We start from the raw sequence: 25,812 nt of genomic DNA, 5'->3' as shown, positions 1-25,812 counted from the left end.
GGCGGTCGGGCCGCTGCGAGGACCCGGATGTATGCGGAGCCGAGGCGGTGGGGCCGCTGCGAGGACCCGGATGTATGCGGAGCCGGGCCGGTGGCAGCCCCCGGTGTCCGCAGCGGGGGTGGGAACAGCGAAAGCGCCGCCCTCGGTGGGGGCGGCGCTTTTCGCGGAGCTGAGAAGAAGTGCTGGGGCCGGTCAGGCGGCCAGCGAGCCCAGCTTCTTGGTGATGGCCGACTTGCGGTTGGCCGCCTGGTTCTTGTGGATGACACCCTTGCTGGCGGCCTGGTCCAGCTTGCGCGAGGCGTCGCGGAGCAGGGTGGTGGCGGCCTCGGTGTCGCCGGCGGCGGTGGCCTCGTGGAACTTGCGGATCGCGGTCTTCAGGGAAGACTTGACCGACTTGTTGCGCAGGCGGCGCTTCTCGTTCTGCCGGTTGCGCTTGATCTGGGACTTGATGTTCGCCACGCGACAGACCTCGTCTTGTTAGCTCGGGTTGGAAAAGTTTAGGCGCAAGCAACAGGGACGCGTCACCGTGCGCGATGAATCAGGTTACCAGGTCCCCACCCTGCCAGCCAAAACGGGCGGCCACGGTGGGGTGGGGGCTTACAGGGCGCTGCCCTTCTTGTACTCGTCCCAGGACAGTTCCCAGTCGGTCCAGCCGTCGCCGTACTTCACGCGCTCCTCGGTGCCCTTGACGATGACGGGGTCGCCGATGTGGGTCACGCCGTACAGCCATTTTGCCAGGTCGAGGGAGATGTTGACGCAGCCGTGGGAGACGTTGCGCTTGCCTTGGTCCTTGACGGACCAGGGGGCGGCGTGGATGTACTGGCCGCTCCAGGTGATCCGCTGGGGGTACTCGACCTTCGTGCGGTAGCCGTCGGGGGAGTCGACGGGGACGCCGTAGGTGGAGGAGTCGAACCACTCCCACTCGTTCTTCACCATGACGATGAAGTTGCCGCTGTCGGAGGGGTTGCTCGGCTTGCCCAGGGAGACGGGCATCGTCTTGAGCAGGACGCCGTCCTCGGTGATCGTCATCTGCTTGGTGGCGTTGTCGACCTCCATGATGAGCTTCTTGCCCACGGTGGCGTCGACGGTGATGTCCTTCTCACCGTAGGACTTGCCGCCGAAGGAGACGCCACCGACGGCGGCGCGCAGGGAGAGCTTCGTGCCCGCCTGCCAGTACTCCTTGGGGCGGTAGTGGATCTCCTTGCTGGTGTACCAGTTCCAGCTGCCCTCCTGCGGCGGGTCGGAGGACATGAGGAGCCGCCGCTCGATGCCGGCGCGCTTGTCCTTCGGGATCTCGACGCCGAAGGACAGGATCATCATCATGCCGACGCCGACGACCTGGCCGTCGCCGATCTGGCTGCTGGTGCGGGCGAGGCTGGACGGCTTGGCCATGGTGGTGAACTTCACCGTGGATTTGGCGCTGCCGGCGGTGATCGTGGCCGTGTACTCGGTGGAGTACTTCAGCTGCTTGTCCGGCATCCACTCGACCCCCTTGCCCGAGGTCCCAGTGGAGCCCGAGGCGCCGGTGGAGCCCGAGGCGCCGGTGGCGGGCGAGGCGGGCGCACCCGAGGTGCCGGTGGCGGGCGCACCCTGGCCACCAGCGGGCCGGGCGGCGCCGGACACAGTGGCGCCCGAGGCGTCCTGCAGCGTGACCGTGGCGTCGGAGGACGCCTCGTACACGATGGAAGCCGCCGTCGAGACATCGCGAGCGCCGTCGGTCGGAGCGGTCACCTTGACGGTGCCGGCGGCCGCGCTGGAGCCGCTGCCGCCGCCCTTCCAGGACGGGGCGGGGTCGCTGCAGCCGGCGAGCAGCAGGGCGCTCACCACGAACACGGAGGTCAGTCGTCGTAGTTGCATCAGCAACCATTGTGCCCCGGTCCGCAAGTACGGCAACCTGGCGGTGCCCACGGGCTACAGCGACGGCAGGCGGACGAGGAACGTGGTGCCGGGCTTGTCGCCATGGTCGGTGACGGTGATCGTGCCGCCGTGGCGTTCGATGACGGTGCGGCTGATGGCCAGGCCGAGGCCTGTGCCGGGCAGGCCGAGGCTGCGGATGTTGGAGCCGCGGAAGAAGCGCTCGAAGAGCCGGGACCGCTCCTCCTCGGGGATGCCGACGCCGGTGTCGGTGACCCGCAGGTCGACGCCGGCCCGGTCGCGGGTCAGCTCGATCTCGACCCGGCCGCCCGCGGGTGTGAACTTCACCGCGTTGGTGACGAGGTGGTCGACGACCTTGCGCAGCCGCGGCGGGTCGCCGGCGACGGGCGCCGGGCCGTCGGGGAGCGTGACCCGCATGTCGATGTCCTTCTCCTGCGCCGCGCGGGTGCCCGCGAGCGTGGAGTCGCCGACCACGGCCGCGAAATCCAGGGGACGCTCGACGAGGGAGACGTAGCCGCTCTCCAGGCCGGCCAGGTCCAGCAGGTCGTCGATGATCGCCCGGAGGTTCTCGGCGTTGCGGGCGATGACCGACAGGAACTGCGAGCGGGTCGTCTCGTCGTCGTTGTCGTGCAGGAGCAGCTCGGTATACGAGGAGATCGACGTGAGCGGGGTGCGCAGCTCGTGGCCGACGAGGGAGATGAACTCGTCCTTCGTGCGGGCCAGCTGGCGGGCCAGGTCCTCGGCGCGGCGGCGCTCCAGGAACTGCCCGACGTGCGCGGCGATCCCGGACAGCAGCGCGATGAGGGACTGCTCGGGCTCCTCGGCGGCGTCGCCGAAGAAGCTGAGCGTGCCGGTGACCCCGGTGCCGTCGCGGATCGGCACGGCCAGGCCGACCCGCAGGCCGTGCCGGGCCAGCGACGGCACGTTGAGGCGGCTGCCGACGACGGAGATGTCGGGGACCCAGGCGGGCTGGCCGGTCTCCCAGGCGACCCCGGAGACGCCGACGCCGGGGGCGAGGGGGCCGGGCTCGGGGATGACGTAGCCGGGCTCGGTCCACATGGCGGCGTTGCGCAGGACGTTGCCGACCTTGTCGACCAGCCACAGCTCGCTGTGTGGCCACTGCAGGGTCCGCGCGACGGTGCCGAGCAGCTCCGGGCCGGCGTCCTCGATCGTGGGCGCCTGCTCCAGGATGCGGGAGACGGCGAGCTCGCACTCGATGAGCCGCTGCGCCCGGCGCCGGTCGGTGACCTCGTGCAGGGCCGCGACGGCGCCGAGCCGGTTGCCGTCGGTGTCGCGGATCGGCTGGGCGTTGGCGGTGAAGCTGCGCCGGGGGCGTCCGGGCATGTGGACGACGACCTCGGCCTCGCGGACGTGCTCGCCGTGGAAGGCGCGGACGAGCGGCAGGTCTTCCGCCTGCGAGGAGCCGGAGTCCCCGTAGGACCGGTAGGCCTCGACCCAGCTCGAGGCGGTCGACTGGTCGGCGTCGCCGCCGGTGATCTCCCGCATCGCGCGGTTGAACAGGATCATCCGGCCGCGCTCGTCGCAGGCGACCACGCCGGCGTCGAGGTTGTCGAGCAGGGCGCTGAGGAAATGCCGCTCGCGGGCGAGCTGCCGCTCGGCGGTGACGCGTTCGCTGATGTCGTACACGAACGCGTGCGCGTGCCGCCCGGCCGGCCCTTCCACGACGTTCAGGGTCAGCTCAACTGGGAACTCGTCGCCGGCCCGGTTGGTGGCGTACAGCTGCAGCCGCTGCCCGATCAGCTTCGGTACGCCGCCCCGCGCCAGCCTGGTCAGCCCGGCGCGGTGCGCGGCCCGGAACCGCTCGGGGATGATCAGCTCGTCCACCTGCTTGCCGATCGCCTCCGCGGCGGACCAGCCGAAGGTGCGCTCGGCCGCCTTGTTCCAGCGCGTGATCTCGCCGGTGAGCTCGATGGCGATGAACGCCTCCAGCGCGGTCTCCAGCACCGCGTCGGTCTCGGCCGCGGCGATCGAGATGTCCTGCCGGCTGGTCTCGGCGCCGAGCATGACCTCCAGCATCGCGGCGCACTCCGACACGGCGGCGATGTCGTCGTCGGTCCAGTGCCGGGGGACGGAGTCGGTGACGCAGATCGCCCCGAGCGTGTTGCCGTGCAGGTCGTGGATGGGGTGTCCGAGGTACGCCGTGACGCCCCGGTCGAGCACCGCGCCGAGGTCGCGCAGCACCGGGTGGTCCCGGGCGTCGCTGACGACGAGCGGTGCGTTCTCGGTCACCACGTACTGGCAGAACGAGCTGGTCGCCGGCTCGGCGTGGACGCGGTCGAGGTCCGGCGGGAGGCCGTGCCGGCCGATGATGTGCATCCGCTCGTCGTCGACGAGGGTCAGCAGACCGACGGGGGCGACGACCGAGCGCGCGGCGAGCCGGACCAGGCCGTCGACCGGCGCGGACGACGACGCCAGCAGCGTCTGGGCCCGCCGGAGCGCGGCAAGCCGTTCGGGCTGCGTGAGCACACCGAGGTCGAGCTGCGGCATGTCCACCCCCAACCCGCGAGCAGCTAGGTCGATGGTACCCGCGCAAAGGGGCTAAATCAGACTAAAGCCGGAGCTGCGTGGCTCGGGCCAGGGTCGACGACGGGTCCTCGCCGGCGGTCAGGTCGATGTCGTCGGTGAGCCGCCCGTCGGCGAGCCGCAGCAGCCGGTCGCACCGCGCCGCGATCTGCTGCTCGTGCGTGGCGAGCAGCACCGTCATGCCGCGCGCCTCCCGCAGGTCGAGCAGCAGGTCCAGGATCTGCGTGCCGTTGGCGGAGTCGAGGTTGCCGGTCGGCTCGTCGGCGAGCAGCAGCTTCGGCGACCCGATCAGGGCCCGGGCGATCGCCACCCGCTGCTGCTGGCCGCCGGACAGCTGCGCCGGCAGGGCCCGCTCCCGGCCGGCGAGGCCGACCGCGTCGAGCAGCTCGCGGGCGCGCTGCTGCTTGTCGAACCCGACGCGGAACGGCAGCACCGGCGCGATGACGTTGTCGAGCGCGGTGAGCGCGGGCAGCAGGTGGTACCGCTGGAACACGAACCCGACCGTGCGCCGGTATTCGCTGAGCTTGCGCCGCCGCAGCGCGGTCACCTCGACGCCGTCGACGACGATCGTGCCGGCGTCGGCGCTCTCGATCGCGCCGACCAGGTGCAGCAGCGTCGACTTGCCCGACCCGCTCGGCCCGGTGACCGCGGTGAAGCTGCCGGGCTCCACGCTCAGGGTCAGCTCGTCGGCGGCGACGATGTCCTGCTCCCCGGTGTGGAAGCGCTTGGTCAACCCGGCGACGGACAGCGCGGCGCCCGTGGAGATGGTGGCGCCGGTGGACGGTGCGGTCATCGCCCTACTCTGTCGCAATGCATTGCGACAATGCAAGGGGCGAGTAGGCTCTGGACATGCCGATCCATCACGCGGTGCTGTCGCTGCTGTCGCACGGGCCCAGCTACGGGTACGAGCTGAAGAGCGCGTTCGAGACCGCGGTCGGCCCGCAGTGGGGCCCGCTGAACATCGGCCACCTGTACCAGATCCTGGACCGGCTCTCCCGCGACGGCATGGTCAGCTCCGAGCGGCACGCCCAGGCGGTCAAGCCCGACCGGGTCGTCTACGAGATCACCGACGCCGGCCGCGGCGAGCTGCGGCGCTGGCTGGACGAGGCGAGCCCGCGCAGCGGCGGCTTCCGTGACGACTTCTTCCTCAAGGTGACCGCGGCGGCCCGCTCCGGCGACGGGGAGGTGGTGCGCACCGTGTTGGGCCAGCAACGCACGTACCTGCTGCGCGAGCTGCGCAACCTCGACGGCCTGCGGCGCAAGGCGGCCGACCCGGTCGTCGGGCTGCTGCTGTCGGCGGCGACCCGGCACGTCGAGGCCGACCTCGCGTTCGTCGACGACGCGGAGCGGGCGCTGCTGAGCGATCCGGCCACGGTCGCCACGCTGAAGGGCGTCCGGCCGACGGGCCCGGACCAGCTGCAACAACCCGCCTAACGGGGGTGCAGGGCGCCCCGCCGCAGGCCGGGGATCTCGAACGGCTCGCCCAGCAGCTCCGCCGCGCCCAGCCGCGCCAACGCCGGCGCGGTCTGGATGCCGGAGCCGCCCTGCCCCGCGAACCAGTAGAACCCGTCCTGCACCGGGTCGGGCCCCACGACCGGGTTGCGGTCCGGCGCGAACGTCCGCAGCCCCGCCCAGCTCGTCCGCACCCGCCGCAGGTCCAGGGTGGTGACCGCGGCGACCCGCTCGACCCCGAGGGCGACGTCCTCCGGCGCGGCGACCGCGTCCACCGGCGGCGACGGCGTCTCGTCGCACGGCGACACCAGCAGCCCGCCGCCCTCGGGGCGGAAGTAGAACTCGTCGCCCACGTCGTGCACCAGCGGCCAGCCGGGCGCGACCCCTTCGATGGAGACGATCGCCACGGTACGGCGCAGCGGCTTCAACCCCGCGGCCGCCACCCCGAGCCGCCCGGCGACGGCGTCCGCCCAGGCACCGGCCGCGTTGACGACCCGCTCGGCCTCCAGCTCGCCGCGGTCGGTGGTGAGCCGCCAGCCGCGCCCGGTCCACTCGCCGGCCTCCAGGCCGATCGCGGTGCGCAGCACCACCCCCGCGGCGGCGGCGCGCTTGCGGTACAGCTGATGCAGCGCATCGACGTCGATGTCCTGCGCGGTGCGCTCGACCGCGGCCCTGGCGACCGCCGACGGGCGCAGCGCCGGGCACAGCGTCTGCGCCCCGGCGACGTCCGTGCCGCGCAGCGCCGGGTTGGCGGTCAGCAGCGCGTTCATCGCCGGGAGCTGCTCCTCGCCGGCGATCCAGACCAACGGCCTGGCCCGCAGCAGCGGCGTGCCGGACTCGGCGCCGAGCGCGTCGAGGATCGTCCGCGACGCGCGGGTCAGCGCCCGCACCTCCGGCGTGCCGTAGCTCTCGAGGAAGGCGGCCACGGACCGCCCGGTCGTGTGGTAACCGAACTGGTTCTCCCGTTCGAGCACCACGATCCGCAACGGCTCGCGGTGGCCACCCGCCGCCTCCACCCGTGCGACCATCCGGCTGTCCAGCTCGGCGAGCTCCGCGGCGAGGGACAGGCCGGCCATGCCCCCACCGATCATCGCCACGTCTGCGCGTTCGATCCTGCAATTGTCGCAGGCGATGTTGTGATGTTGCAGAATGTTCCGTTTCGAGTCGGGTAGGCATGGAGGCGTGAGATTCGCCGAACTCGCCGCCCGCTGGCAGGACCGACCCGTGCTCGTCGTCGGCGACGCCGTGCTCGACTGCTGGCTGACCGGCACCCCGACCCGCATGAGCCGGGAGGCTCCCGTCCCGGTCATCACGCTGGAGACGACCCGCGAGGTCGCCGGCGGTGCCGCGGCCGTCGCGGGCGCGTTCACCGGGCTGGGCGCCAGGACCACCGTCGTCGGCGTGACCGGCGACGACGACGCGGGCGCCACGCTGCGTTCCAGGGTGTGGGACGGCGGCGCCACCGACCGCCTGGTCGTCGCGGTCGGCCGGCGTACGCTCACCAAGCGCCGCGTCGTCGCCGCAGGTCAGGTGGTGGCACGGTTCGACGACGGCGACACGAGCCCCCTCACCGGCGGGGCCGCCGAGACACTCCTGCACCGCCTCGGCGAGTCCCTCGCCGAGCGCCCCGCGGCGGTCGTCGTCTGCGACCTCGGCGCCGGCACCCTCGGGCCCACCGTCCGCGCGCTCCTGGCCAGCCGGCGCCTCGACGTGCCGCTCCTCGCCGTCGACGCGCTGGACCTCGCGCCGTGGGCCCACCTCGGCCCGGACCTCGTCACGCCCACCCTCGACACCGTCGGTGGGGTCGTCGACGGGACGACCACCGCCGCCGTCATCGCATCCCGCGGCATGCTCCTGCGCTCGACCGCCGCCGCCGTCGTGGCCGTCACCCTCGACGCCGACGGTGCGGTCGTGCACAGCCACGACGCCGACACGGTCCACACCTCGGCGGCCCCGACACCGCGCAACCGGTCCGCGTACGTCGCCGGCTTCGTCCTCGCCCAGCTCGCCGGCGCCGCCCTGCCGGAGGCCGCCGCCACAGCCCAGCGCTGCGCCGCCATCCGCGACCGCGACCTCCCCTTCGCCGCCGCCCAGCTCGGCTTCCTGGACCCCACCCCAGCCTGACCCCACCACCAGCCACCCGCCGCCACGCTGGACCGGTCCCGCGCTCGTCCGGTCTTGCCGCCGCGCAACCCGCGGCGCCGGACTTGCACCCCGCCCTTACTCGCCAGCGGGCCGCTCGACTTCTCCGCTCCGCGCACGCCCTCCTCGCCCACCCGCACAGACGTTGGTCAATGCCCGAATTCGCGGCTTTTGTTCCATAGATGCTGCGCGATCCACCCCAAAGTCGATCTCTGAATAGGGGGTGGATCGCGCAGCGTCGTGGTTCGTGGGGTTTGTTCTGTGGGGTGGGTGGTTCAGCCGAGGGTGACCTCGGTGGTGGGGAGGAGGGTCTTGGGGTCGCAGTGGACGACGACGCGGACCTCCTGGCCGTTCGTCTTGAAGGTCACCCGGTATTCGGCGGCCGGGCCCTGCTGGGCGTCCTCGATGTGGAAGCCGGTCGCCGGGCGTAGGTAGTCGGCCCAGGTCAGGCCGGCGTTGCAGTGGGCGGCGACGGTGCCGCCGGGGGTGGGCAGCATCTGCGTGGAGCCGGGCGACGGAGAAGAGGACGGTGAAGCGGCGGCGGAAGGGCGGCCGCCGCTGGTGGCGGCCACCATGGACGAGCGGATGGACTCCACCTTGTCGATGCCGACGACGCTGAGCGCCGTCGTGCACACGGCCCAGGCACTGATCGCGAAAACCCACCGTCCACGCCGCATGCGGGGCGCCCTGCCCGGGGGCGGGGAATGCACACCGGCGGGGGAGGGAGATCAGGAGCGAGCCGGGTTTGGGACGGCGACGACCTTGTTGGTGACTTCCTCGCCTGTCTGTCCGTATCATGCCCGAGACGCGCCACCCCCCTTGTCGACGCGACCCACGAGGACCACATGAAGACCCGCACGTGGAGAATCCGCACGTGGTCGATCCGCGCCAAGATCGTGACCCTGCTGCTCCCGCCGCTGCTGTCGCTCGTCGTGCTGTGGGTCTTCGCGACCAGCCTGACGTCCGGTGCGGTGGTCGAGCTGTTCGATGCGCAGACCTACTACAAGCTGGCCGCCGAGCCGGCCGAGACGATGACCGTCGAGCTGCAGCGGGAGCGGAAGCTCTCGCAGGTGTACCTGGGGTCCGGCCGGGCCGAGGGGAAGCCGGAGGCGGCGCTGCTGGCCGAGCAGCGGCGCAAGACCGACACCGCCATCAGCCACTTCCGGTCCCTCGCCGGCAAGGGGGAGACCAAGGACGCCATGCCGGAGGCCGCCAGGGGGCGCCTCACGGAGATCATGGTGGCGCTCGACGGGATCGTGTCGGGACGCTCGGGGATCTCGCTGGGGCAGATCGACCGGACCGGCGCGATGGAGGTCTACAACGGGCCGATCGACGCGATCTACCGCTGGTACAACGCGCTGCCCGGCGTCAGTGACGCGCAGCTGAGCAAGGACGCCCGGACCAACATCGCGATGAGCCGGGCCCGGGAGCTGCTCGCGCGGGAGGACTCGCTGGTCAACGGCGCCGCCGCGGCGGGCAAGTTCATCCGCACCGAGGCCGCCGACCTGATCGCGGCGATCGGAGCGAAGCGCGCCGAATACGCGGAGCAGTCCGCGGAGCTGCCCGAGACGGTGCAGCGGGTCTACCGGGACATCGTCGCGGGCGACGCGCACAAGAAGCTGACCGCTTTCGAGGACAAGATCATCGCCGAGGCCAGGCCGAACGTCGCCATCCCGGTCGACATCGCCGTGTGGCGCGACGCCTACGACAAGCTCGCCGAGCAGCTGCGCCAGCTGGACCTGCAGTACGGCGACACGATCCTGGAGCGGGCCGAGCCCGTCGGTGTCGCGATCATCGTCCGGCTGGTGCTCGCCGCGGTGCTGGGTCTGCTCGCGATCGCGATCTCGGTCGTGCTGTCGATCCGGATCGGCCGGTCGCTGATCAACCGGCTCACCGGCCTGCGCCAGGACGCCCAGGTCCTCGCCGACCAGCGGCTGCCGGAGCTCGTCGGCCGGCTGCGCCGGGGCGAGGAGCTCAACCTGGCCGAGGCGGCGCCGCCGCTGGAGTACGGCACCGACGAGATCGGCAAGGTGGGCAACGCGTTCAGCGCCGTGCAGCGCACCGCGATCGAGTCCGCGGCGCACGAGGCGCAGCTGCGCCGGGGGCTCAACGAGGTCTTCCTGAACATCGCCCGCCGCAGCCAGACGCTGCTGCACCGCCAGCTCGCGCTGCTGGACCGGATGGAGCGCCGGACCGGCGACCCGGAGGAGCTGGAGGACCTGTTCCGGGTCGACCACCTCGCCACCCGCATGCGCCGTCACGCCGAGGACCTGGTCATCCTGGCCGGCGCGACCCCCGGCCGCGGCTGGCGCAACCCGGTGCCGATGGTCGACGTGGTCCGCGGCGCGGTGTCGGAGGTCGAGGACTACGCGCGGGTCGGCTTCCTCACGCTGCCCGAGGCGTCGCTGGTCGGTCGGGCCGTCGCCGACGTCATCCACCTGCTCGCCGAGGTGATCGAGAACGCGACGTCGTACTCGCCGCCGCACACCCGGGTGCAGATCAGCGGCCAGCTCGTGCCGAACGGGTTCGCGGTCGAGATCGAGGACCGCGGGCTGGGCATGTCGCCGGAGGCGATCGAGGAGGCCAACCAGCGGCTGCTGCACCCGCCGGACTTCGACCCGGCCAACAGCGCCCGGCTCGGCCTGTTCGTGGTGGCGCTCCTCGCGGCCCGCCACGGCGTCCGGGTCACGCTGCGGTCGTCGCCGTACGGGGGCGTCACCGCGGTCGTGCTGATCCCGCCCCACCTGATCACGGGCGCCACCCCGGAGCTGACCGCGTCGACCCCGTCGGAGGCGGCGTCGGAGCTGGCGGGCGAGCTGGCCGGTGAGCTGGACGGCGAACTGGCCGGTGAGGTGGCGGCGCAGCCCGAGTTCGAGACGCGCCGGGTCGGGCCGGACGAGCGGCTCACCGCGGAGGTCCTGGAGCTCGTCCCGTCGCAGGTGAGCACGGCCGCCACGCACGTGCCCCTGCCCGTCCGCGGGCGCGACGCCGACGCCGAGATGCCGCCACCGGTCGTGCCGGCTCAGGCGGTACCGACGCGGCAGACGCCACCAGAGCAACCCGTCGATCTCACCGACGACGGACTCCCCAAGCGGCGCCGGCAGGCGAGCCTCGCCCCGCAGCTCCGGGAGCGACCTGACGACGAGCACACGGTCGACGGCGTGCCGGCGTCGCAGTTCGCGGCCGCCGGGACCGGTGGCAGGTCGCCCGAGCAGACCCGCGCGATGATGACGTCGCTGCAGGCGGGGTTCACCCGGGGGCGCCGGGAGGCGGCGCTCACCGACGATCAACCCACACTGGAAAGGGACGCATAGGTGGCACAATCGACGAGTCGCACCGGCAAGCTCGACTGGCTCCTCGACGACCTCGTCGATCGGGTCGAGTCGGCGCAGCACGCCGTGGTGCTCTCCGCCGACGGGCTGCTCATGGGCGCGTCCAGCCACCTCGGCCGGGACGACGCCGAGCACCTGTCGGCGGTCGCGTCAGGGTTTCAGAGCCTGGCCCGCAGCGCCGGCCGGCACTTCAACGGCGGCACCGTCCGGCAGACGATCGTGGAGATGGACGACGCGTTCCTGTTCGTCACGGCCGCCGGGCAGGGCGCCTGCCTGGCGGTGCTGAGCACGGCGGACTCCGACATCGGCGTGATCGCCTACGAGATGGCGATGCTGGTGACCCGGGTCGGGCAGTACCTCACCGCACCGTCACGAACGGGCGCTCCGTCCGATGTCGCGGGGTGAGCACGACTGGCTCGACTCCGAGGCCGGCCCGGTGGTGCGCCCGTACGCGGTGACCGGCGGGCGGGCCAAGCCCGTCGTCGGCGGCTTCGACCTGGTCGCGTTCGTCGTCAACGCCGACGGCGGGACGGGCCCGCGGCACCTGCAGCCCGAGCATTATGCGATCCTGGCCCGCACCCGCGTGCCGATCACGGTCGCGGAGCTCGCCTCACACCTCGATCTCGCGCTCGGCGTGGTGCGCGTGCTGCTGGGCGACCTGCTCCAGCAGGGCCTCATCGAAATGCACGAACCTGTGTACGACCAATCCGTCGGGCCGCAGCGGCCCGACGATCGCATTCTCAAGGCGGTTGTCAATGGTCTCCGATCGCTCTGACGGGCACATCCCGCTGGCGGTGAAGATCCTCATCGCCGGGGGGTTCGGCGTCGGCAAGACCACGCTCGTCAGCGCGGTCAGTGAGATCCGTCCCCTCCAGACCGAGGAGGTGCTCACCAACGCGGGCGTCGGCATCGACGACGTCAACGGCGTGGAGGGCAAGACCACCACGACGGTGGCGATGGACTTCGGCCGGATCAGCATCAACGACGACATCGTGCTCTATCTCTTCGGTACCCCGGGACAGGACCGCTTCTGGTTCCTGTGGGACGAGCTGGCGCTCGGCGCGCTCGGCGCGGTCGTGCTCGCCGACACCCGGCGGCTCACCGACTGCTTCCCGTCGGTGGACTACTTCGAGGAGCGCAACACGCCGTTCCTGGTCGCCGTCAACTGCTTCGACGGCGTGCAGAAGCACACCGCGGAGGCGGTCCGCCGGGCGCTGGACCTCGACCCGGACGTGCCCGTGGTGCTCTGCGACGCCCGCGACCGGCGCTCGATCAAGGGCGTGCTCATCGCGCTCGTCGAGCACGTCATGACGATCAAGCAGGCACCGGCACTCGAGCCAGCGCGGCGGCCTGGCTTCTGATCTCCGGCACGGCCGTCGTCTCCCACCAGGCACCCCGGCGGGTCGGGCCGATCGCGAAGATGCGGTCGGACGGCTCGCCGTCGCGGCCGACGAGCCGGCCGTGCCCGTCGACGTCGAGGCCGGTGCCGGTCGGGTCGCGCCGGGCCAGCCCGTCGTCCAGCAGCGCCCGGCCGAGCGTGCTGGTGGCGGCGCCACCCGGACCGGTGCAGTTGACGATCGCGCCGACGGGCCAGCTCACATCCTTGTCCTTGAACCGCAGCGTCACCACGAAGCCGCGCTCGCCGCGCCGGATCGAGTGGATCGCCGCCGCGTGCGTGCGGAGGGCGCCGCTGTCGCGCAGCGCGGCCACCCGCGCCGCGACCGTCGGCGCCATCCGGTGCCGGTGGACCTCCCAGTACGCCGCGACGTGCTGCAGGAACCGCCGCCGCGCGTCCACCGACAGCTGCCGCCACAGCCGGTCGATCTGCGGCCGCAGCGTGTCGACGGCGCAGCGCCAGTCGGCCTCGGTCGCCGCGTAGCGCCGGACCGCCCGCAGCAGCCCGCGGGCGTCGGCGCCGTCGTGGGCGAACGTCCCGGTGGCCTTCGGCTGGGTCTCCAGGTGCGGCTGGGGGAGCAGGCCACGGCGCGACACCGCGTGCAACGGCGCCCGGCGCCCCCGGTTGCTCAGCGACATCGCGACGTCCAGCGCGGTGAGCCCCGTGCCGATCAGCAGCACCGGCACGTCTCCCGGGACCCGGTCCAGCGCGCCCGGCGTCCACGGGTTTCCCACATAGTAGGGGTGGGTGCGCACGGCCGAGGTGATCGACAGCGGGCCCGCCGGGGCGCCGTGGCCGAGGGCGAGCACGACCCGGTCCGCGGCCACGGTCTGCCCGCCTCGCAGCACCACGCTCAGTCGCTCCCGGCCTGCGTCCAGGCGGATCGCCACGCCGCGCGCGTGCTCGAAGTCGGCGCCGCGCAGCCGGTCGTGCAGGTAGTCGCCGAAGACCGCGCGGGGCGCGAAGTCCGCCGGGCCGATGGGGAGCCCCTGCTCCCGGCACCAGTCGACGAAGTCGTCCGGGGTGTCGGCGAGCGCGCTCATCGCCGCCGCCCGCGAGTTGAGCAGATGTGTCGGGTCGGTCGTGCGGTACGCCGCGCCGCGACCGAGCGTGTCCGCCGGCGCCGGGTCGACCAGCACGACCCGGTCCGCCGGGCCGCTGACATGGATCGCCGTCAGGGCGCCGCTACAGCCTCCGCCCACGACCACTGTGGTTTGCATGCCCGCCCCTAATTTCTATCTAACCGGTAGGTTTTAACTGTACTAGGTGCGGCCACCCGGGTGTAGAACCCAGATCGTCCGGGCATGTCGGGTTCAGGGCCTGTCAGGCCCCGAGGAGGTGTACCGATGTCGATCTTTCGGACCAAGCCGATCGAGCAGTCGCTGCGGGACACGGACGAACCGGGCAGAGGACTCCGCAAGAACCTGTCGGCGTTCCACCTGACGGTCTTCGGGGTGGGCGTGATCATCGGTACGGGCATCTTCGTGCTGACCGGCCAGCAGGCCGCCCGTAACGCCGGCCCGGCCATCGTGATCTCGTTTGCCCTGGCCGGGGTGGTGTGCGCCCTCGCCGCCCTCTGCTACGCGGAGTTCGCCTCCAGCGTGCCGGTCGCCGGCTCCGCGTACACCTTCTCCTACGCCACCCTCGGGCAGTTCGTCGCCTGGATCATCGGCTGGGACCTGTGCCTGGAGCTCGCCCTCGGCGCCGCCGTCGTGTCCCGCGGCTGGTCGGCCTACCTGCAGGAGCTGTTCGACCTGCCCACCTGGCTCGCCGGGGACAAGGCCCTGCCCGACTTCGGGGCCGCCTTCATCGTCGCCGCCCTCACGATCGTGGCGGTCATGGGCGCGAAGCTGTCCGGGCGGGTCACCGGGTTCCTCGTCGTCGTCAAGGTCGCCGTCGTCGTGTTCGTCATCGGGCTCGGCGTGTTCTTCATCAAGGCGGCCAACTACACGCCGTTCATCCCCGCCGCCGAGCCGTCGACCAAGGCCAGTGGCGGCGACGCGCCGCTGCTGCAGGTCCTGGCCGGGATCACGCCGCAGCACTTCGGCTGGTTCGGCATCGTCGCGGCCGCGTCCATCGTGTTCTTCGCGTACATCGGCTTCGACGTCGTCGCGACCACGGCTGAGGAGACCCGCAACCCGCAGCGCGACGTCCCGTGGGGCATCATCGGCTCCCTGGTCATCTGCGGCGTGCTGTACATGGCGGTCGCCTTCGTGGTGACCGGCATGGTCCCCTTCGAGCAGCTCGACACCGCCGCGCCGCTGGCGAAGGCGTTCGACCTCGTCGGGCAGGGCTGGGCCGCCGACCTGATCTCCCTCGGCGCCGTGTGCGGCATCACGTCCGTCATCCTCGTGCTGCTGCTCGGGCAGGCCCGGGTGTCGTTCGCGATGGCCCGCGACGGCCTGCTGCCGCCGGTCCTGTCGAAGGTGCACCCCCGCTACGGCACCCCGTGGGTCATGTCGACGATCACCGGCGTCGTGGTCGCCGTGCTCGCCGCGTTCGTGCCCCTGTCGGAGCTGTCGGAGCTGACCAGCATCGGGACGCTGTTCGCGTTCATCGTGGTGTCGCTCGGCGTGATCGTCCTGCGGCGCACGCGGCCGGACCTGCCCCGGGCCTTCCGGGCGCCGGGAGTGCCGTGGCTGCCGGCGCTGAGCGTGCTGGCCAGCCTGTGGCTGATGCTCAACCTGCCGGTGGTGACCTGGGTGCGGTTCCTGATCTGGATGGCCGCCGGTCTGGTGCTGTTCTTCCTGTACGGGATGCGCCGCGCCAACCTCGCGCTCGCCACGGAAGCCCGGGAGGGGCTCACCGGGGGCGGCGGGCGACCGGACGACCGGGAAGCGCCGGGCGACCGGACGTCGTAGGAAGGCTCGGGCCGGACGGGACGCGGAGCCGGCGCCCCCGGATTGCGGGTCTTCTCATACCGACCCGCACGTGTCCCGGGTGGCGCCGGGTTCGCCGGTGCTGGAAAGGTGACAGGCATGAGTGACTTCGGCCTGCAGTCCGACTTCGGCGTCGACTTCGACCCGGGTGACCTCGGCGTGTCCGACTTCGCCGACCCGCACGCGGTCTTCGGCGAGGAGCACGGGGTGCAGGCCGGCCTCAGCCCCGCGAGCGAGACCACGGCCGACCCCGGCACCGAGGAGTCCGACTCCGACTCCGCCGCAGCCGCCGCCGGGTCGCAGGCGCCGCCGTCCACCGAGGGGCTGCAGACCGCGAGCTACGACAGCGACGGCGACGGCGTGGCCGACGTGCTGGTCGCCGACGAGAACCACGACGGCGTCACCGACATCGCCATGTGGGACACCAACGACGACGGCCTCATCGACCAGGTCGCCTACGACCAGGACCACGACGGCAAGATCGACCTGATCTACCACGACGACGACTTCGACGGCGAGGTCGACCGCGTCGAGAGCGCCGACGGCTCCCAGGACGTCCCCGGCTACACCTCCAATTAGCCGAGCACCTAGCTGAGCCCTGCGCGGACCTTGCGCATCTGCTTCTCGTACTGGCGGCGGCCCACCGTGTGCCACAGCACCCGGGCCGGCATGGGCAGGTGCGACAGGAAGCGGCTCGTCTCCTCGGGCGTGGCGTCCTCCAGCAGCGCGCCGAGCATGAAGAGCAGCTTGTCCTTCGGCGTGTGCGACCGGGCCTCCTCGCCGAGCGCCGCCCACTCCGCCACGGTGATGTGCTCCGACACCAGCGGCAGCACCGAGTGCTCCTCCTCGTCGAGGTGCACGAGCAGGTCCTGGCGGTGCCGGTCCATGGCGTCGGCGAGCGCGTCCCGGGCCGGCGCCGACGCGTCGGCCTCCCACGCGGCGAGCAGGGCCATCGCCTCGCGGAGCCCGGCGGCGACGACCTCGTGCTGCTGCTCCATCCGCAGCACCAGGTCCGCGTCCAGGTCGACGCGGGCGAGCAGCTTCGGCCACAGCATCGCGTCCTCGCCCGTGTGGTGGGAGTGCAGGCCGGCGTCGTACTCGCGGAACATCGACCCCAGGAACCTGGCGCGCTCCACGTCGCCGGGCCGGACGTTGCGGACGAGCTGGGGCATCAGCCGCGACTCGCGCCGGAACACGCGGTGCACGACGACCATCTCCTGGACCCAGGGACGCTCAACGGTGGTGGTCATATCGGTAACTCCTAGAACGCGGGTTTCAGTGGTGCGTTCAAGGTGCGGGGACTGTCTTGTAGCGGTCTTGGAACACGCTTGGGGACGGCTACGATGGCCCGCGTCATGCTGATGCGGGTGCTCGGGCCGTTCGCGGTCGACGTCAGCGGCGGTGCGGCCGACCTCGGCGGCCCCCGCCAGCGCGCCGTGCTCGCGCTCCTGCTGTCCGCCGGCGGCGACGTCGTCTCCGTCGACCGGATGATCGACGACCTGTGGCGCGGGGAGGCGCCGCCGCGGGCGATCGCGTCCCTGCAGGCGTATGTCTCCAACCTCCGCCGCGTCCTCGAACCTGCCCGCGAACGCCGCGCGCCGGCCCGGCTGCTGATCAGCGCGCCGCCCGGCTACGCGATCCGGGTGCCGCCCGACGCCGTCGACGCGTGGCGCTTCGAGGCCCTTCTCGCCGAGGCGCGCGCCGCGCACACCGCCGAGCCCGGCCGGGCTCGGCTGCTGCTGCGGGCCGGGTTGGAGCTGTGGCAGGGCGGCGCGTACGCCGAGTTCGCCGAGGAGCCCTGGGCGCAGCCGGAGGCGGCGCGCCTCGAAGAGCTCCGCCTGGTCGCCCGGGAGCTGCTGCTGGACGTGGCGCTGCGGACCGGCGGCGCCGCCGAGGCGGTCCCGGAGGCGGAGCTGCTGACCCGGCAGGCGCCGCTGCGGGAGGAGGGGTGGCGGCTGCTCGCCCTCGCTCTGTGGAGCACCGGCCGGCAGGCCGACGCCCTCGCCGCGCTGCGCCGCGCCCGCGCCGTCCTCGCCGACGAGCTGGGCCTGGACCCGGGCCCCGCGCTGGTGGAGCTGGAGTCCGCGATCCTCGGCCAGCGCGTCGAGGTCCTCGACAGCCTGCGCCCCGCGCCCGGCTCCGCGGGCAGCGTCCGGGCCGATGTACCGGCGACCGCCGCGCCCGCCCCGCACCCGCAACCCGGCGGGCCTGACCCACGATTCGGCTCCGGCGGGCACGGCGCGCGGCCCGGCTCCGGCGGCGCCGATGGGTGGCCCGCGGAGAGTGCGGGACCGGCGGGCGTTGCGCACCGCGGGCAGGGCGCGGCGCCGCCGGACCGATCGCCCGCCGCCCGGGTGGCGGGCCAGGAGCACCACCCCCGGGTGGCGGGCCAGGAGCACCACGCGAGGGCCGGCGGGTGGCGGGCGGAGGCGGGCGAACGCGCCGGCGGCAGCGCCGTACACGAGCGGACGACGCCACCGCAGGCGCGTGGAGCCGGGCAGGACGAGGTGTTCGTCGGGCGGGGACAGGAGCTGGCGACGCTCGCCGGAGTCGCCGCCGAGGCGGTCGCCGGCGGTCCGCGGATCGTGCTGCTCAGCGGCGAGGCCGGGGTCGGCAAGACCAGTGTGCTCGCCCGGTTCCGGCAGGAGCTGCTCGACGGCGGCTGGCTCGTCGCGGTCGGCAGGTGCCCCGAGGTCGACGGCGCGCCACCGGCGTGGGCCTGGGTCGAGGCGCTGCGCGGGCTCGCCGGCGAGGTGCCGCCCGACGACCTCGCGCCGGCGCTCGCGCCGCTGCTCGAGGACGCCGACCGGCCCCCGGCGATCCCGGGCGAGGTCAGCGACGTGGCCGGCGGCCGGTTCCGCCTGCACCGGTCCGTGCGCGCGTGGCTGCGGCGGGCCGCCGCCCGCGGGCCCGTGGCCATCGTCCTGGACGACCTGCACGCCGCCGACGCCGAGACGCTGCTGCTGCTCGCCAGCGTCGCCGAGCTCACCGACGCGCCGGTGCTCATCGTCGCCGCGCTGCGGCCCGCCGACAACAGGGAGCGGCTCGCCGAGACCCTGGCGGCGCTCGCCCGGCGGTCGCCGCTGCGCGTCCACCTCGACGGGCTCGGGCCCGCCGACGTGCAGCGGCTCGTCGGCGCGTTCGCCGACGCCGACGCCGGCACCGTCGCGGCCCTCGCCGAACGCACCGGCGGCAACCCGTTCTACGTCCGGGAGTCCGCGCGGCTGCTCGCCTCCGAAGGCGCGCTCGTCGCCACGTCCGAGGTGCCGGAAGGGGTACGCGACGTGCTGCGCCGACGGTTGTCGCGGCTGCCGCAGCCGGCCGTCGCGGTGCTGCGCCTCGCCGCGGTCGTCGGGCGGGAGGCCGACGTGGAGACCCTCGTCGGGGCCGCCGACACCGACGAGGGCGCCGTGCTCGACGCGCTCGAGGCCGGGCTCATCGCGGGCCTGCTGACGGAGCCGGCGCCGGGGCGGGTCAGGTTCGTGCACGGGCTGGTCCGGGACACGATGTACACGGACCTGTCGCAGCTGCGCCGCACCCGCATGCACGCGAAGGTCGCCGCGTGCACCAGGCAGCTGCGCCCCGACGACTACCCCGCGCTGGCATACCACTACGCGCGGGCCGCCTCGTCGGACACCGCGGCGCTCGCCGTCGACTACGCGGTGCGGGCGGCGGAGCTGGCCGAGCGGCGCTATGCGTACGACGCCGCGATCGAGCTGCTCGAAGGCGCGGTGCAGACCGTGGAGGCCGTCGCCGGGGACCGCGACCAGCTGCGCATCGACCTCCTCGGCCGGCTGCTGCGGGCGCAGGCGCGGGCGGGCGCGGTGGGGCAGGCCCGGCAGACCCGCGACCGCGCGCTGGACATCGCCGTCTCCGGCGGGCGCGAGGACCTGCTGATCGCGGCGTTCACCGCGTGGAACGTGCCGACGCCGTGGCAGATCCGCCCGTACGGCGTGATCGACCACCGGGTCGTCGGCCTGCTGAGCCGCCTGCTGCGCAAGCCCGACCTGGACCCGGCGACCAGGGTGCGGCTGCTCGACGCGTTCACCGCCGAGCTCGACGGCGAGGACGACCCGCGCGGCCCGGCGGCCGGCCTGGAGGCCTTCGAGCTCGCCGCGGCCCTGCCCGACCCGGCCGTGCGGGCGCTCGGGCTGTCCGCCCGGGCCAGGACGATGCGCTTCGACCTGGAGGCCGGCGAGCGGGCCGAGGTCGGCGCGCGGCTGGCGGAGCTCGCCAGGGCGCACGACATGGTCGCCTACGAGTGGACCGCCGAGCAGATCCTCGCCAACTGCGCCGCCGCCGGCAACGACGCCGCCGGGGTGCGGGACCGGATCGCGCGGCAGGGGGTGCTCGCCACGGCGTACCAGCTGCCGGAGCCCCAGGCGATCATCCTCAGCGCCCGGGCCATGCTCGCGCACGTCGCCGGCGACTACGCCGAGGCGCAGCGGCTCTACGACGAGGCGCTCGAACACATGCGCCGGCAGGGGTCGCTGCACGCCGACGGGTTCCACTTCCTCGCCACCGCGAGCCTGCTCATCAGCCAGGGCCGTTTCCGGGAGTACCTGGCGCAGACCCGCGCGACGCGGGAGGCGCTCGGCCCGATCGCCGACGACGCCCTCGCCCTGGCGCTCGTGGAGGCGGGCCGGCCGGACGAGGCGCGGGCCGTCGCGGTCGGCGAGCACCGGCACCGGCCCGACTACTTCCAGTCCGCGTTCCTGGCGGTGCGGGGGCTGGCCGTCGTCGCGCTCGGCCGCACCGACCTGGCGCCCGCCGTCATCGAGGCGCTGCTGCCGGTCCGCACGCAGATCGCCGGGGTGAGCAGCACCTCGATCGCGATGCGCCCGGTCGCGTACACCCTCGGCCGGCTGTTCGAGCTCCTCGGCGATCACGACCGGGCGGCGGAGCACTTCCAGCTGTCGCGGGACGTCGCCGCCACGTGGGGCGCCGCCCACTGGGTCGCCGACGCGGAGGCCGCCCTGTCGGCGCTCCGCGCTCACCCGCGCTGAACCTGCCCCGAGTCTGCGCTGGGCTTGCGCTGGACCCGTCCGCACCAGGTCAGGAGCGCGACCGCGGCCAGCGCGAACCCGGCGTTGCCCCACCACCGGACCTGGTCGTCGGGCCGCACCAGCCAGGTCAGGACGAAGCCGAGCCACGCGTACGTCAGCAGCACCCCGCCGACGAGCGCGATGTGCCGCCCGTGCGTCCACCGTGGGCTCCGCGCGAGCCGGGAGACGACGACGGCGGCGAGCCCGAGCAGTGCCACACCGATCCCGACCCCGGCCCAGCTCTCCGGCACCGCCACGAACGCCCCCGACAGCACGAAGCCACCGGCCCCGGCCAGCCACGCCTTCGGCACCCACCCGCCCGCGCCGCGCGGTCCCGGCCGGCGGGTCAGGAACGCGGCCACCACCAGCAACGCCGCCACCACGGCCGCCCCGGTCAGCTGCGCCGGCGTGGCGAGGAACCCCGACGAGTCGTGCAGCTCCTTGAAGATGATCCAGAGCCCGCCGAGGTACGCCAGCGCCGTCACCACCAGCCCCACCGGTCCGAGCCACGGGGTGCGGCGCCGGCCGGGCGTCAGGTGCTCCACCAGCGCGATCGGCAGGGTGATGCTCCACACCGCGTGTCCGACGACGAACGCCAGCGAGTGCAGCGCGCTGATCCCCAGCGCCGGCACGGGTGTCACCGACTGGAAGTCGTGCCCCTCGAACGCCGGGTTGAACATCGACTGGTCCGCCAGCCCCGCCTCGATCACCCCGTACGCCGCCCCGAGCAGCAGCACCGCCGGCCACCCGAACCCGGCCCGCCGCACCACCTCCCTGATGAGCAGCGCGCCGGCGCCGTACATCGGCACCAGGAACGGCAGCGCGGCCAGCTCCCGCACCGAGATGTTGCCCAGCAGGTACTCCCCGACGAACGGCGCCAGCACGAGCAGCCCGGCCACCGGCGCCACCTTGCGGATGAACGCTCCCATGCCTCCAGTCCACCGGCCCGCCACCGCCCCGCCTACCGCCGAAAGTCGCTCCCCACCGTCACCTTCCGCCCATGACCGGCCCCCGGCCACGGGTCGCGGCCGGGATGGGGTAGGAGTGGGGGCGTGGGTGAGCTGGCGGTGGAGCGGGTGCTCGGGGATGTGGTCTCCGTGCTCGGGGGTGGGGCCGGGGTGCTGGTGGCGCCGCCGGGGAGTGGGAAGACGACGCTGGTGCCGGGGGTCCTCGCGGGGGCGTTCGAGGGCAGGGTGGTGGTGGCGGAGCCGCGGCGGATCGCGGCGCGGGCGGCGGCGCGCAGGATGGCCGAGCTGCGGGGCGAGCGGGTCGGGCAGAGCGTGGGGTACAGCGTCCGCGGCGACCGCAGGGTCGGGCCCGGGACGCGGGTCGAGGTCGTCACGACCGGGCTGCTCGTGCAGCGGCTCCTCGCGGACCCGGAGCTGGCGGGGGTGGGGACCGTGATGATCGACGAGTGTCATGAGCGGCACCTGGACACGGATCTGGCGCTCGGGTTCCTGGTGGAGAGCAGGCAGACGCTGCGGCCGGAGCTGCGGCTGCTGGCGACGTCCGCGACGGCCGACACGCAGCGGCTCGCGGAGCTGCTGGAGGCGGGTGTCGTCGCGGCGGAGGGGTCGCCGCACGAGGTGGCGGTGGTGTGGTGCCCGCCGGAGCGGCCGGTCAGGCCGCCGCACGGGCTCAAGGTCGACCCGGCGTTCCTGGACCACGTGGCGGCGGTGGTGCGCAGGGCGTGGCGGGAGACGGCCGGGGACCTGCTGGTGTTCCTGCCGGGCGCGGCGGAGATCGCTTCGGTGCGCGGCAAGCTCGCCGACCTGCCCACGGACGTCCTGCACGGCCGGCTGCCGGCGGCGGCGCAGGACGCGGCGATCAGGGCCGGCGACCGGCGCCGGGTCGTGCTCGCGACGGCGGTGGCGGAGAGCAGCCTGACGGTGCCGGGAGTGCGGGTCGTGGTCGACGCCGGGTTGGCGCGGGTCCCACGGACGGATCATGCTCGCGGTCTGGGTTCTCTCGCCACGGTACGGGCGGCGAAGGCCTCCACCGTCCAGCGCGCCGGGCGGGCCGGACGGGAGGGGCCCGGCGTCGTGTACCGCTGCTGGTCGCAACTGGACGACGAGCGGCTGCCGGCGCAGCCCGAGCCCGAGGTGGCCGTGGCGGAGCTGAGCGCGTTCGCCCTCGCGCTCGCCTGCTGGGGGCACCCGGGCGGGGTGGGTCTCGCCCTGCCGGACACACCGCCGGACGCGGCGATGCGGGTGGCGCAGGCGACGCTGCGGGCGCTCGGCGCGGTGGACGACGCGGGGCGGGCGACGCCGCGCGGGCACCGCATGTCGCGCGTCGGCGCGCATCCGCGGCTGGCGCGGGCGCTGCTGGACGGCGCGCCGGCGGTGGGGGCGCGGAAGGCGGCCGAGGTGGTCGCGATCCTCGCCGACGACACCCTCGCCAGGGGCGACGACCTCGCTGCCGCCTGGCGCCACCTCCGCGACGCCCGGGACCCCCGCTGGCGCGCCGAGGCCGACCGCCTGCAGCGCAGCGCCGCCCCCGACGCCCCGCAGCGCACCGCTACCGAAGACCGGCAGCCCGCCGCCGTCGATCAGCAGCGCGCCGCCACTGAAGGCCGGCAGCCCGCCGCCGACGACCGGCAGCGCGCCGACCAGGACGGCGGCCGGCGGCGTGCCGCCGGAGGGGATGGGGCGCCCGTGACGATGCCCGACGACCTGGTCGCGGGGCTGATCGTCGGGCTCGCCCACCCGGAGCGGCTCGCCCGGCTGCGCGGCGGCGCGTACCTGATGGCGGGCGGGACCGAGGCGGCCCTGGCACAGGGGTCGGCGCTGACGGGGCACCCGTGGCTCGCGGTCGCCGTCGCCGACCGGCAGCCCGGCAGCGCCTCCGCGAGGGTCCGGCTCGCCGCCGCGATCGACGAGGACACCGCCCGCGAGGCCGGCGCCGCGCTGCTGTCCACGGTGGACGAGGTGACGGCGGAAGGCGCGGAGCGCCAGGAGCGGCTCGGCGCGATCACGCTGCGGCGGCGCGAGCTGAAGGACCCGCCGCGGGAGCTGGTCGAGCGGGCGCTCCGCGAGGCGCTCGCCAAGCAGGGGCTGCGCTGGACGAAGGAGGCGGCCCAGCTGCGGCAGCGGATGGACTTCTGCCACCGCGCCCTCGGCCCGCCGTGGCCCGACGTCAGCGACGCCGCCGTCATCGCGCACACCGACCTGAGCCGGGTCACGAAGCTCTCCGCGGTCGACCCCGGGACGACGCTCCGGGCCATGCTGCCGTGGCCCGCGGCGGCCCGGCTCGACGAGCTCGCGCCCGAGCGGCTGCCGGTGCCGAGCGGCTCGCTCGTCAGGCTCGACTACAGCGACCCCGAGGCGCCGGTCCTCGCGGTGAAGGTCCAGGAGGCGTTCGGCTGGCTGGAGACCCCACGCATCGGCGACGGCCGGGTGGCGGTCCTGCTGCACCTGCTGTCGCCCGCGGGGCGTCCGACCGCCGTCACCCGCGACCTGGCGTCCTTCTGGCGCACCGGATATCCGCAGGTCCGGGCCGAGCTGCGGGGCCGGTACCCGCGCCACCCATGGCCCGAGGACCCGGCCACCGCCACCCCGACCAGACGCACCAACCCGCGCAAGTGAACCTCGGCCAGACGCACCAGCCCGCGCAAAGGAAGCACCGGCGGGCGCGGGACCCCGCGCGGGTGAAGCCAACCGAGGCCGCGCGAACCCATGCGGGTGAAGCCACCCGGCGACTCACCCACCGGCGTCACGGCCGGCGGGCAGGCTGGAGTCCAGAGGAGGCGATCCAATTCCGGGAGGGACGCATGGACTTCCGCGCGATGGACCTGACCACGCTGGCCGCCGAGGCGTTCCAGTACGGCTACCCGCTGCTGACCAGCCTCGCCGCCGTGGAGCGGGAGGGTGGCGCGGACAACACGTTCAGGCATCAGCGGCGCTTCGACGACCGGGCCAACGCCAACCCGGACCTGCTGCACTCGACGGCGCGGCTCGACCTGTCCGGCGGGCCGCTGTGGCTGCGCGTCCCCGACACCGGCGACCGGTACCACGTGCTGCAGTTCGTCGACGCGTGGACGGACAACTTCGCGTACGTCGGCCGGCGGTCCACCGGCGGCGGCGAGCGCGAGTTCCTGCTCGTCCCGCCCGGGTGGGCCGGACGGGAGGCCCCCGGCGCCCAGGTCATCAGGATCCCGACGATGGTGACGACGCTCATCGGGCGGTTCGCCTGCGGCGGTGCCGACGACGCGACCGCCGTGCACGCGCTGCAGGACGCGCTGCGGATCGAGCCGATGTACCCGCAGGTCCCGCTCGACGGGCTGCCCCACCCGCAGGCGGGCGTCCCGGAGGACCTGGTGTTCTTCGAGACGCTGCGGCGGGCCCTCGCGGCGTTCCCCCCGTCGCCGGCGGAGCGGCGCTACCAGCGCAGGTTCGCGGCGATCGGGCTGCTGGAGCCGGGCACGTCGCCGTACGCGGGCGCGCCGCGCGAGCTGCGCGAGACGCTGCGCGACGGGCTCGAAGCGGCCCGCGACCAGCTGGAGGAGGAGGCGACGACCCGGCACGCCGAACTCGTCAACGGCTGGACCAACGACCTGCACATGTTCGACTTCAACCTCGACTTCTTCGAGGTCGGCACGATGGACACGCCGGAGTGGACGATGCCGGACCGCGACGAGGCGCACGTGATGCGGGCCGTCGCGGCGCGGACCGGCCTGTGGGGCAACCACGCCTACGAGTCGGTCGCGCCGACCGTGCACAAGGACGCGGCCGGCGTCCGGCTCAGCGGCGCCCACCGCTACGAGCTCCGCTTCCCCGAGCCGCCGCCGGCCGAGGCCGGGTGGTCGTTGTCCATGTACGACGCGCCCGGCTCCTTCCCGGTGCCGAACCCCCTGGACCGCCGCGCGATCGGCACGGACACACCGGGGCTGCGGCCCGAGGCCGACGGCTCGCTCACCATCCGCATCCAGCACGAGCGGCCCGACGACGTCGCCAACTGGCTGCCGGCGCCGGAGGGAGGCTTCCGGCCGGTGCTGCGGGTGTACGAGCCGAGCCAGGCCGTCCTGTCCGGTGCGTTCCAGCCGCCGCCGGTCATGCGGCTCTAGTGCTGTCCTAGTCACCTCCAAGTCGGCTGTAAGTGGCACCCGGGATGGTGTCGCTGCTGATTCAGACGATTTGGAGGCACCACAT

20 protein-coding genes are annotated in these 25,812 nt (G+C 73.8%); 11 read left to right on the top strand and 9 right to left on the bottom strand.

Annotated features, from left to right (window positions below; translation table 11 throughout):
• Positions 1-192: 192 nt before the first annotated feature.
• The 4 genes from rpsT to AB0I21_RS34090 all read right to left on the bottom strand — a co-directional run bounded on the left by rpsT (position 193) and on the right by AB0I21_RS34090 (position 5,212).
• Positions 193-459 (bottom strand): 30S ribosomal protein S20, encoded by a 267-nt coding sequence (gene rpsT, locus AB0I21_RS34105; RefSeq protein ID WP_344512338.1) that lies wholly within the window; start codon positions 457-459, stop codon positions 193-195.
• Positions 460-597: 138 nt separating this feature from the next.
• Positions 598-1,857: an Ig-like domain-containing protein gene (locus AB0I21_RS34100; protein WP_360567347.1), complete on the bottom strand. Its 1,260-nt coding sequence runs from the start codon at positions 1,855-1,857 to the stop codon at positions 598-600.
• A gap of 54 nt (positions 1,858-1,911) precedes the next feature.
• Positions 1,912-4,383, bottom strand: a complete 2,472-nt coding sequence (locus AB0I21_RS34095; protein ID WP_360567345.1) for a PAS domain S-box protein — start codon at positions 4,381-4,383, stop codon at positions 1,912-1,914.
• A 61-nt stretch (positions 4,384-4,444) separates the two neighbouring features.
• Positions 4,445-5,212: an ABC transporter ATP-binding protein gene (locus AB0I21_RS34090; RefSeq protein WP_360567344.1), complete on the bottom strand. Its 768-nt coding sequence runs from the start codon at positions 5,210-5,212 to the stop codon at positions 4,445-4,447.
• A gap of 56 nt (positions 5,213-5,268) precedes the next feature.
• Between AB0I21_RS34090 and AB0I21_RS34085 the strand changes: the two genes are divergently transcribed.
• A complete protein-coding gene (locus AB0I21_RS34085) occupies positions 5,269-5,853 on the top strand; it encodes a PadR family transcriptional regulator (RefSeq protein WP_344512346.1) in 585 nt (194 codons plus the stop codon).
• Here AB0I21_RS34085 and AB0I21_RS34080 read toward each other — a convergent pair.
• The gene (locus tag AB0I21_RS34080) at positions 5,850-6,962 is read right to left on the bottom strand and encodes an FAD-binding oxidoreductase (protein ID WP_360567405.1); all 1,113 of its coding nucleotides are present in this window, start codon (positions 6,960-6,962) and stop codon (positions 5,850-5,852) included. The genes AB0I21_RS34085 and AB0I21_RS34080 overlap by 4 nt on opposite strands.
• Before the next feature lie 91 nt (positions 6,963-7,053).
• Between AB0I21_RS34080 and AB0I21_RS34075 the strand changes: the two genes are divergently transcribed.
• On the top strand, positions 7,054-7,995 hold the full coding sequence (locus tag AB0I21_RS34075; RefSeq protein ID WP_360567342.1) for a PfkB family carbohydrate kinase: 942 nt from the start codon (positions 7,054-7,056) through the stop codon (positions 7,993-7,995).
• A gap of 293 nt (positions 7,996-8,288) precedes the next feature.
• On the opposite strand, the gene AB0I21_RS34070 is transcribed toward AB0I21_RS34075, so the two are convergent.
• Positions 8,289-8,690, bottom strand: coding sequence for a hypothetical protein (locus AB0I21_RS34070; RefSeq protein ID WP_360567340.1), 402 nt, complete (start codon positions 8,688-8,690; stop codon positions 8,289-8,291).
• Positions 8,691-8,858: 168 nt separating this feature from the next.
• On the opposite strand from AB0I21_RS34070, the gene AB0I21_RS34065 reads away from it, so the two are divergent.
• From AB0I21_RS34065 to AB0I21_RS34050, 4 genes are read left to right on the top strand one after another with little or no spacing between them, the layout of a single operon-like run.
• The gene (locus AB0I21_RS34065; RefSeq protein ID WP_360567339.1) at positions 8,859-11,327 is read left to right on the top strand and encodes a nitrate- and nitrite sensing domain-containing protein; all 2,469 of its coding nucleotides are present in this window, start codon (positions 8,859-8,861) and stop codon (positions 11,325-11,327) included.
• The gene (locus tag AB0I21_RS34060) at positions 11,328-11,750 is read left to right on the top strand and encodes a roadblock/LC7 domain-containing protein (RefSeq protein ID WP_344512356.1); all 423 of its coding nucleotides are present in this window, start codon (positions 11,328-11,330) and stop codon (positions 11,748-11,750) included. It begins immediately after the preceding gene.
• On the top strand, positions 11,737-12,120 hold the full coding sequence (locus tag AB0I21_RS34055) for a DUF742 domain-containing protein (protein ID WP_360567337.1): 384 nt from the start codon (positions 11,737-11,739) through the stop codon (positions 12,118-12,120). Before AB0I21_RS34060 ends, AB0I21_RS34055 begins: the two co-directional genes overlap by 14 nt.
• On the top strand, positions 12,101-12,706 hold the full coding sequence (locus AB0I21_RS34050) for an ATP/GTP-binding protein (protein ID WP_344512360.1): 606 nt from the start codon (positions 12,101-12,103) through the stop codon (positions 12,704-12,706). The genes AB0I21_RS34055 and AB0I21_RS34050 overlap by 20 nt, the downstream gene beginning before the upstream one ends.
• Here the strand turns inward: AB0I21_RS34050 and AB0I21_RS34045 are convergent.
• Positions 12,660-13,961 carry an FAD/NAD(P)-binding protein gene (locus AB0I21_RS34045; protein WP_360567335.1) on the bottom strand — a complete coding sequence of 434 codons (1,302 nt, stop codon included), beginning with the start codon at positions 13,959-13,961 and terminating at the stop codon, positions 12,660-12,662. The genes AB0I21_RS34050 and AB0I21_RS34045 overlap by 47 nt on opposite strands.
• A gap of 126 nt (positions 13,962-14,087) precedes the next feature.
• Here AB0I21_RS34045 and AB0I21_RS34040 point away from each other — a divergent pair, with 126 nt between their 5' ends.
• Together AB0I21_RS34040 and AB0I21_RS34035 are read left to right on the top strand one after the other, a co-directional pair.
• The gene (locus AB0I21_RS34040; RefSeq protein ID WP_360567334.1) at positions 14,088-15,602 is read left to right on the top strand and encodes an amino acid permease; all 1,515 of its coding nucleotides are present in this window, start codon (positions 14,088-14,090) and stop codon (positions 15,600-15,602) included.
• Positions 15,603-15,719: 117 nt separating this feature from the next.
• Positions 15,720-16,199, top strand: a complete 480-nt coding sequence (locus AB0I21_RS34035; RefSeq protein ID WP_360567332.1) for a hypothetical protein — start codon at positions 15,720-15,722, stop codon at positions 16,197-16,199.
• 8 nt (positions 16,200-16,207) lie between these two features.
• Here the strand turns inward: AB0I21_RS34035 and AB0I21_RS34030 are convergent, their stop codons facing one another.
• A complete protein-coding gene (locus tag AB0I21_RS34030) occupies positions 16,208-16,870 on the bottom strand; it encodes a hemerythrin domain-containing protein (RefSeq protein ID WP_360567331.1) in 663 nt (220 codons plus the stop codon).
• A 105-nt stretch (positions 16,871-16,975) separates the two neighbouring features.
• On the opposite strand from AB0I21_RS34030, the gene AB0I21_RS34025 reads away from it, so the two are divergent.
• Entirely contained in the window at positions 16,976-20,626 is a 3,651-nt protein-coding gene (locus tag AB0I21_RS34025; RefSeq protein WP_360567330.1) for a BTAD domain-containing putative transcriptional regulator, read from the top strand.
• Here AB0I21_RS34025 and AB0I21_RS34020 read toward each other — a convergent pair.
• Complete coding sequence (locus AB0I21_RS34020; protein ID WP_360567328.1) at positions 20,614-21,594, bottom strand: hypothetical protein; 981 nt, start codon at positions 21,592-21,594, stop codon at positions 20,614-20,616. The genes AB0I21_RS34025 and AB0I21_RS34020 overlap by 13 nt on opposite strands.
• A 123-nt stretch (positions 21,595-21,717) precedes the next feature.
• Here AB0I21_RS34020 and hrpB point away from each other — a divergent pair, with 123 nt between their 5' ends.
• Entirely contained in the window at positions 21,718-24,249 is a 2,532-nt protein-coding gene (gene hrpB, locus AB0I21_RS34015) for an ATP-dependent helicase HrpB (RefSeq protein ID WP_360567326.1), read from the top strand.
• A gap of 185 nt (positions 24,250-24,434) precedes the next feature.
• Complete coding sequence (locus tag AB0I21_RS34010) at positions 24,435-25,727, top strand: DUF1254 domain-containing protein (RefSeq protein WP_360567325.1); 1,293 nt, start codon at positions 24,435-24,437, stop codon at positions 25,725-25,727.
• Positions 25,728-25,812: the final 85 nt, after the last annotated feature.

The sequence above is a fragment of the Dactylosporangium sp. NPDC050588 genome (assembly GCF_040654975.1).
Lineage (GTDB): Bacteria > Actinomycetota > Actinomycetes > Mycobacteriales > Micromonosporaceae > Dactylosporangium > Dactylosporangium maewongense.
The sequence above is the reverse complement of the archived record's forward strand: the minus strand, read 5'-3'. Positions and strand labels throughout refer to the sequence as shown.

Bases quoted from the DNA above. Each gene is read 5' to 3' on its own strand.
- AB0I21_RS34035 (WP_360567332.1), top strand. From the start codon at position 15,720: ATGAGTGACTTCGGCCTGCAGTCCGACTTCGGCGTCGACTTCGACCCG.
- AB0I21_RS34020 (WP_360567328.1), bottom strand. From the start codon at position 21,594: ATGGGAGCGTTCATCCGCAAGGTGGCGCCGGTGGCCGGGCTGCTCGTG.
- AB0I21_RS34080 (WP_360567405.1), bottom strand. From the start codon at position 6,962: ATGATCGGTGGGGGCATGGCCGGCCTGTCCCTCGCCGCGGAGCTCGCC.
- AB0I21_RS34050 (WP_344512360.1), top strand. From the start codon at position 12,101: ATGGTCTCCGATCGCTCTGACGGGCACATCCCGCTGGCGGTGAAGATC.
- AB0I21_RS34045 (WP_360567335.1), bottom strand. From the start codon at position 13,961: ATGCAAACCACAGTGGTCGTGGGCGGAGGCTGTAGCGGCGCCCTGACG.
- AB0I21_RS34070 (WP_360567340.1), bottom strand. From the start codon at position 8,690: ATGCGGCGTGGACGGTGGGTTTTCGCGATCAGTGCCTGGGCCGTGTGC.
- AB0I21_RS34055 (WP_360567337.1), top strand. From the start codon at position 11,737: ATGTCGCGGGGTGAGCACGACTGGCTCGACTCCGAGGCCGGCCCGGTG.
- AB0I21_RS34030 (WP_360567331.1), bottom strand. From the start codon at position 16,870: ATGACCACCACCGTTGAGCGTCCCTGGGTCCAGGAGATGGTCGTCGTG.
- AB0I21_RS34065 (WP_360567339.1), top strand. From the start codon at position 8,859: ATGAAGACCCGCACGTGGAGAATCCGCACGTGGTCGATCCGCGCCAAG.
- AB0I21_RS34090 (WP_360567344.1), bottom strand. From the start codon at position 5,212: ATGACCGCACCGTCCACCGGCGCCACCATCTCCACGGGCGCCGCGCTG.
- AB0I21_RS34085 (WP_344512346.1), top strand. From the start codon at position 5,269: ATGCCGATCCATCACGCGGTGCTGTCGCTGCTGTCGCACGGGCCCAGC.
- AB0I21_RS34095 (WP_360567345.1), bottom strand. From the start codon at position 4,383: ATGCCGCAGCTCGACCTCGGTGTGCTCACGCAGCCCGAACGGCTTGCC.
- AB0I21_RS34040 (WP_360567334.1), top strand. From the start codon at position 14,088: ATGTCGATCTTTCGGACCAAGCCGATCGAGCAGTCGCTGCGGGACACG.
- AB0I21_RS34100 (WP_360567347.1), bottom strand. From the start codon at position 1,857: ATGCAACTACGACGACTGACCTCCGTGTTCGTGGTGAGCGCCCTGCTG.
- AB0I21_RS34025 (WP_360567330.1), top strand. From the start codon at position 16,976: ATGCTGATGCGGGTGCTCGGGCCGTTCGCGGTCGACGTCAGCGGCGGT.
- AB0I21_RS34010 (WP_360567325.1), top strand. From the start codon at position 24,435: ATGGACTTCCGCGCGATGGACCTGACCACGCTGGCCGCCGAGGCGTTC.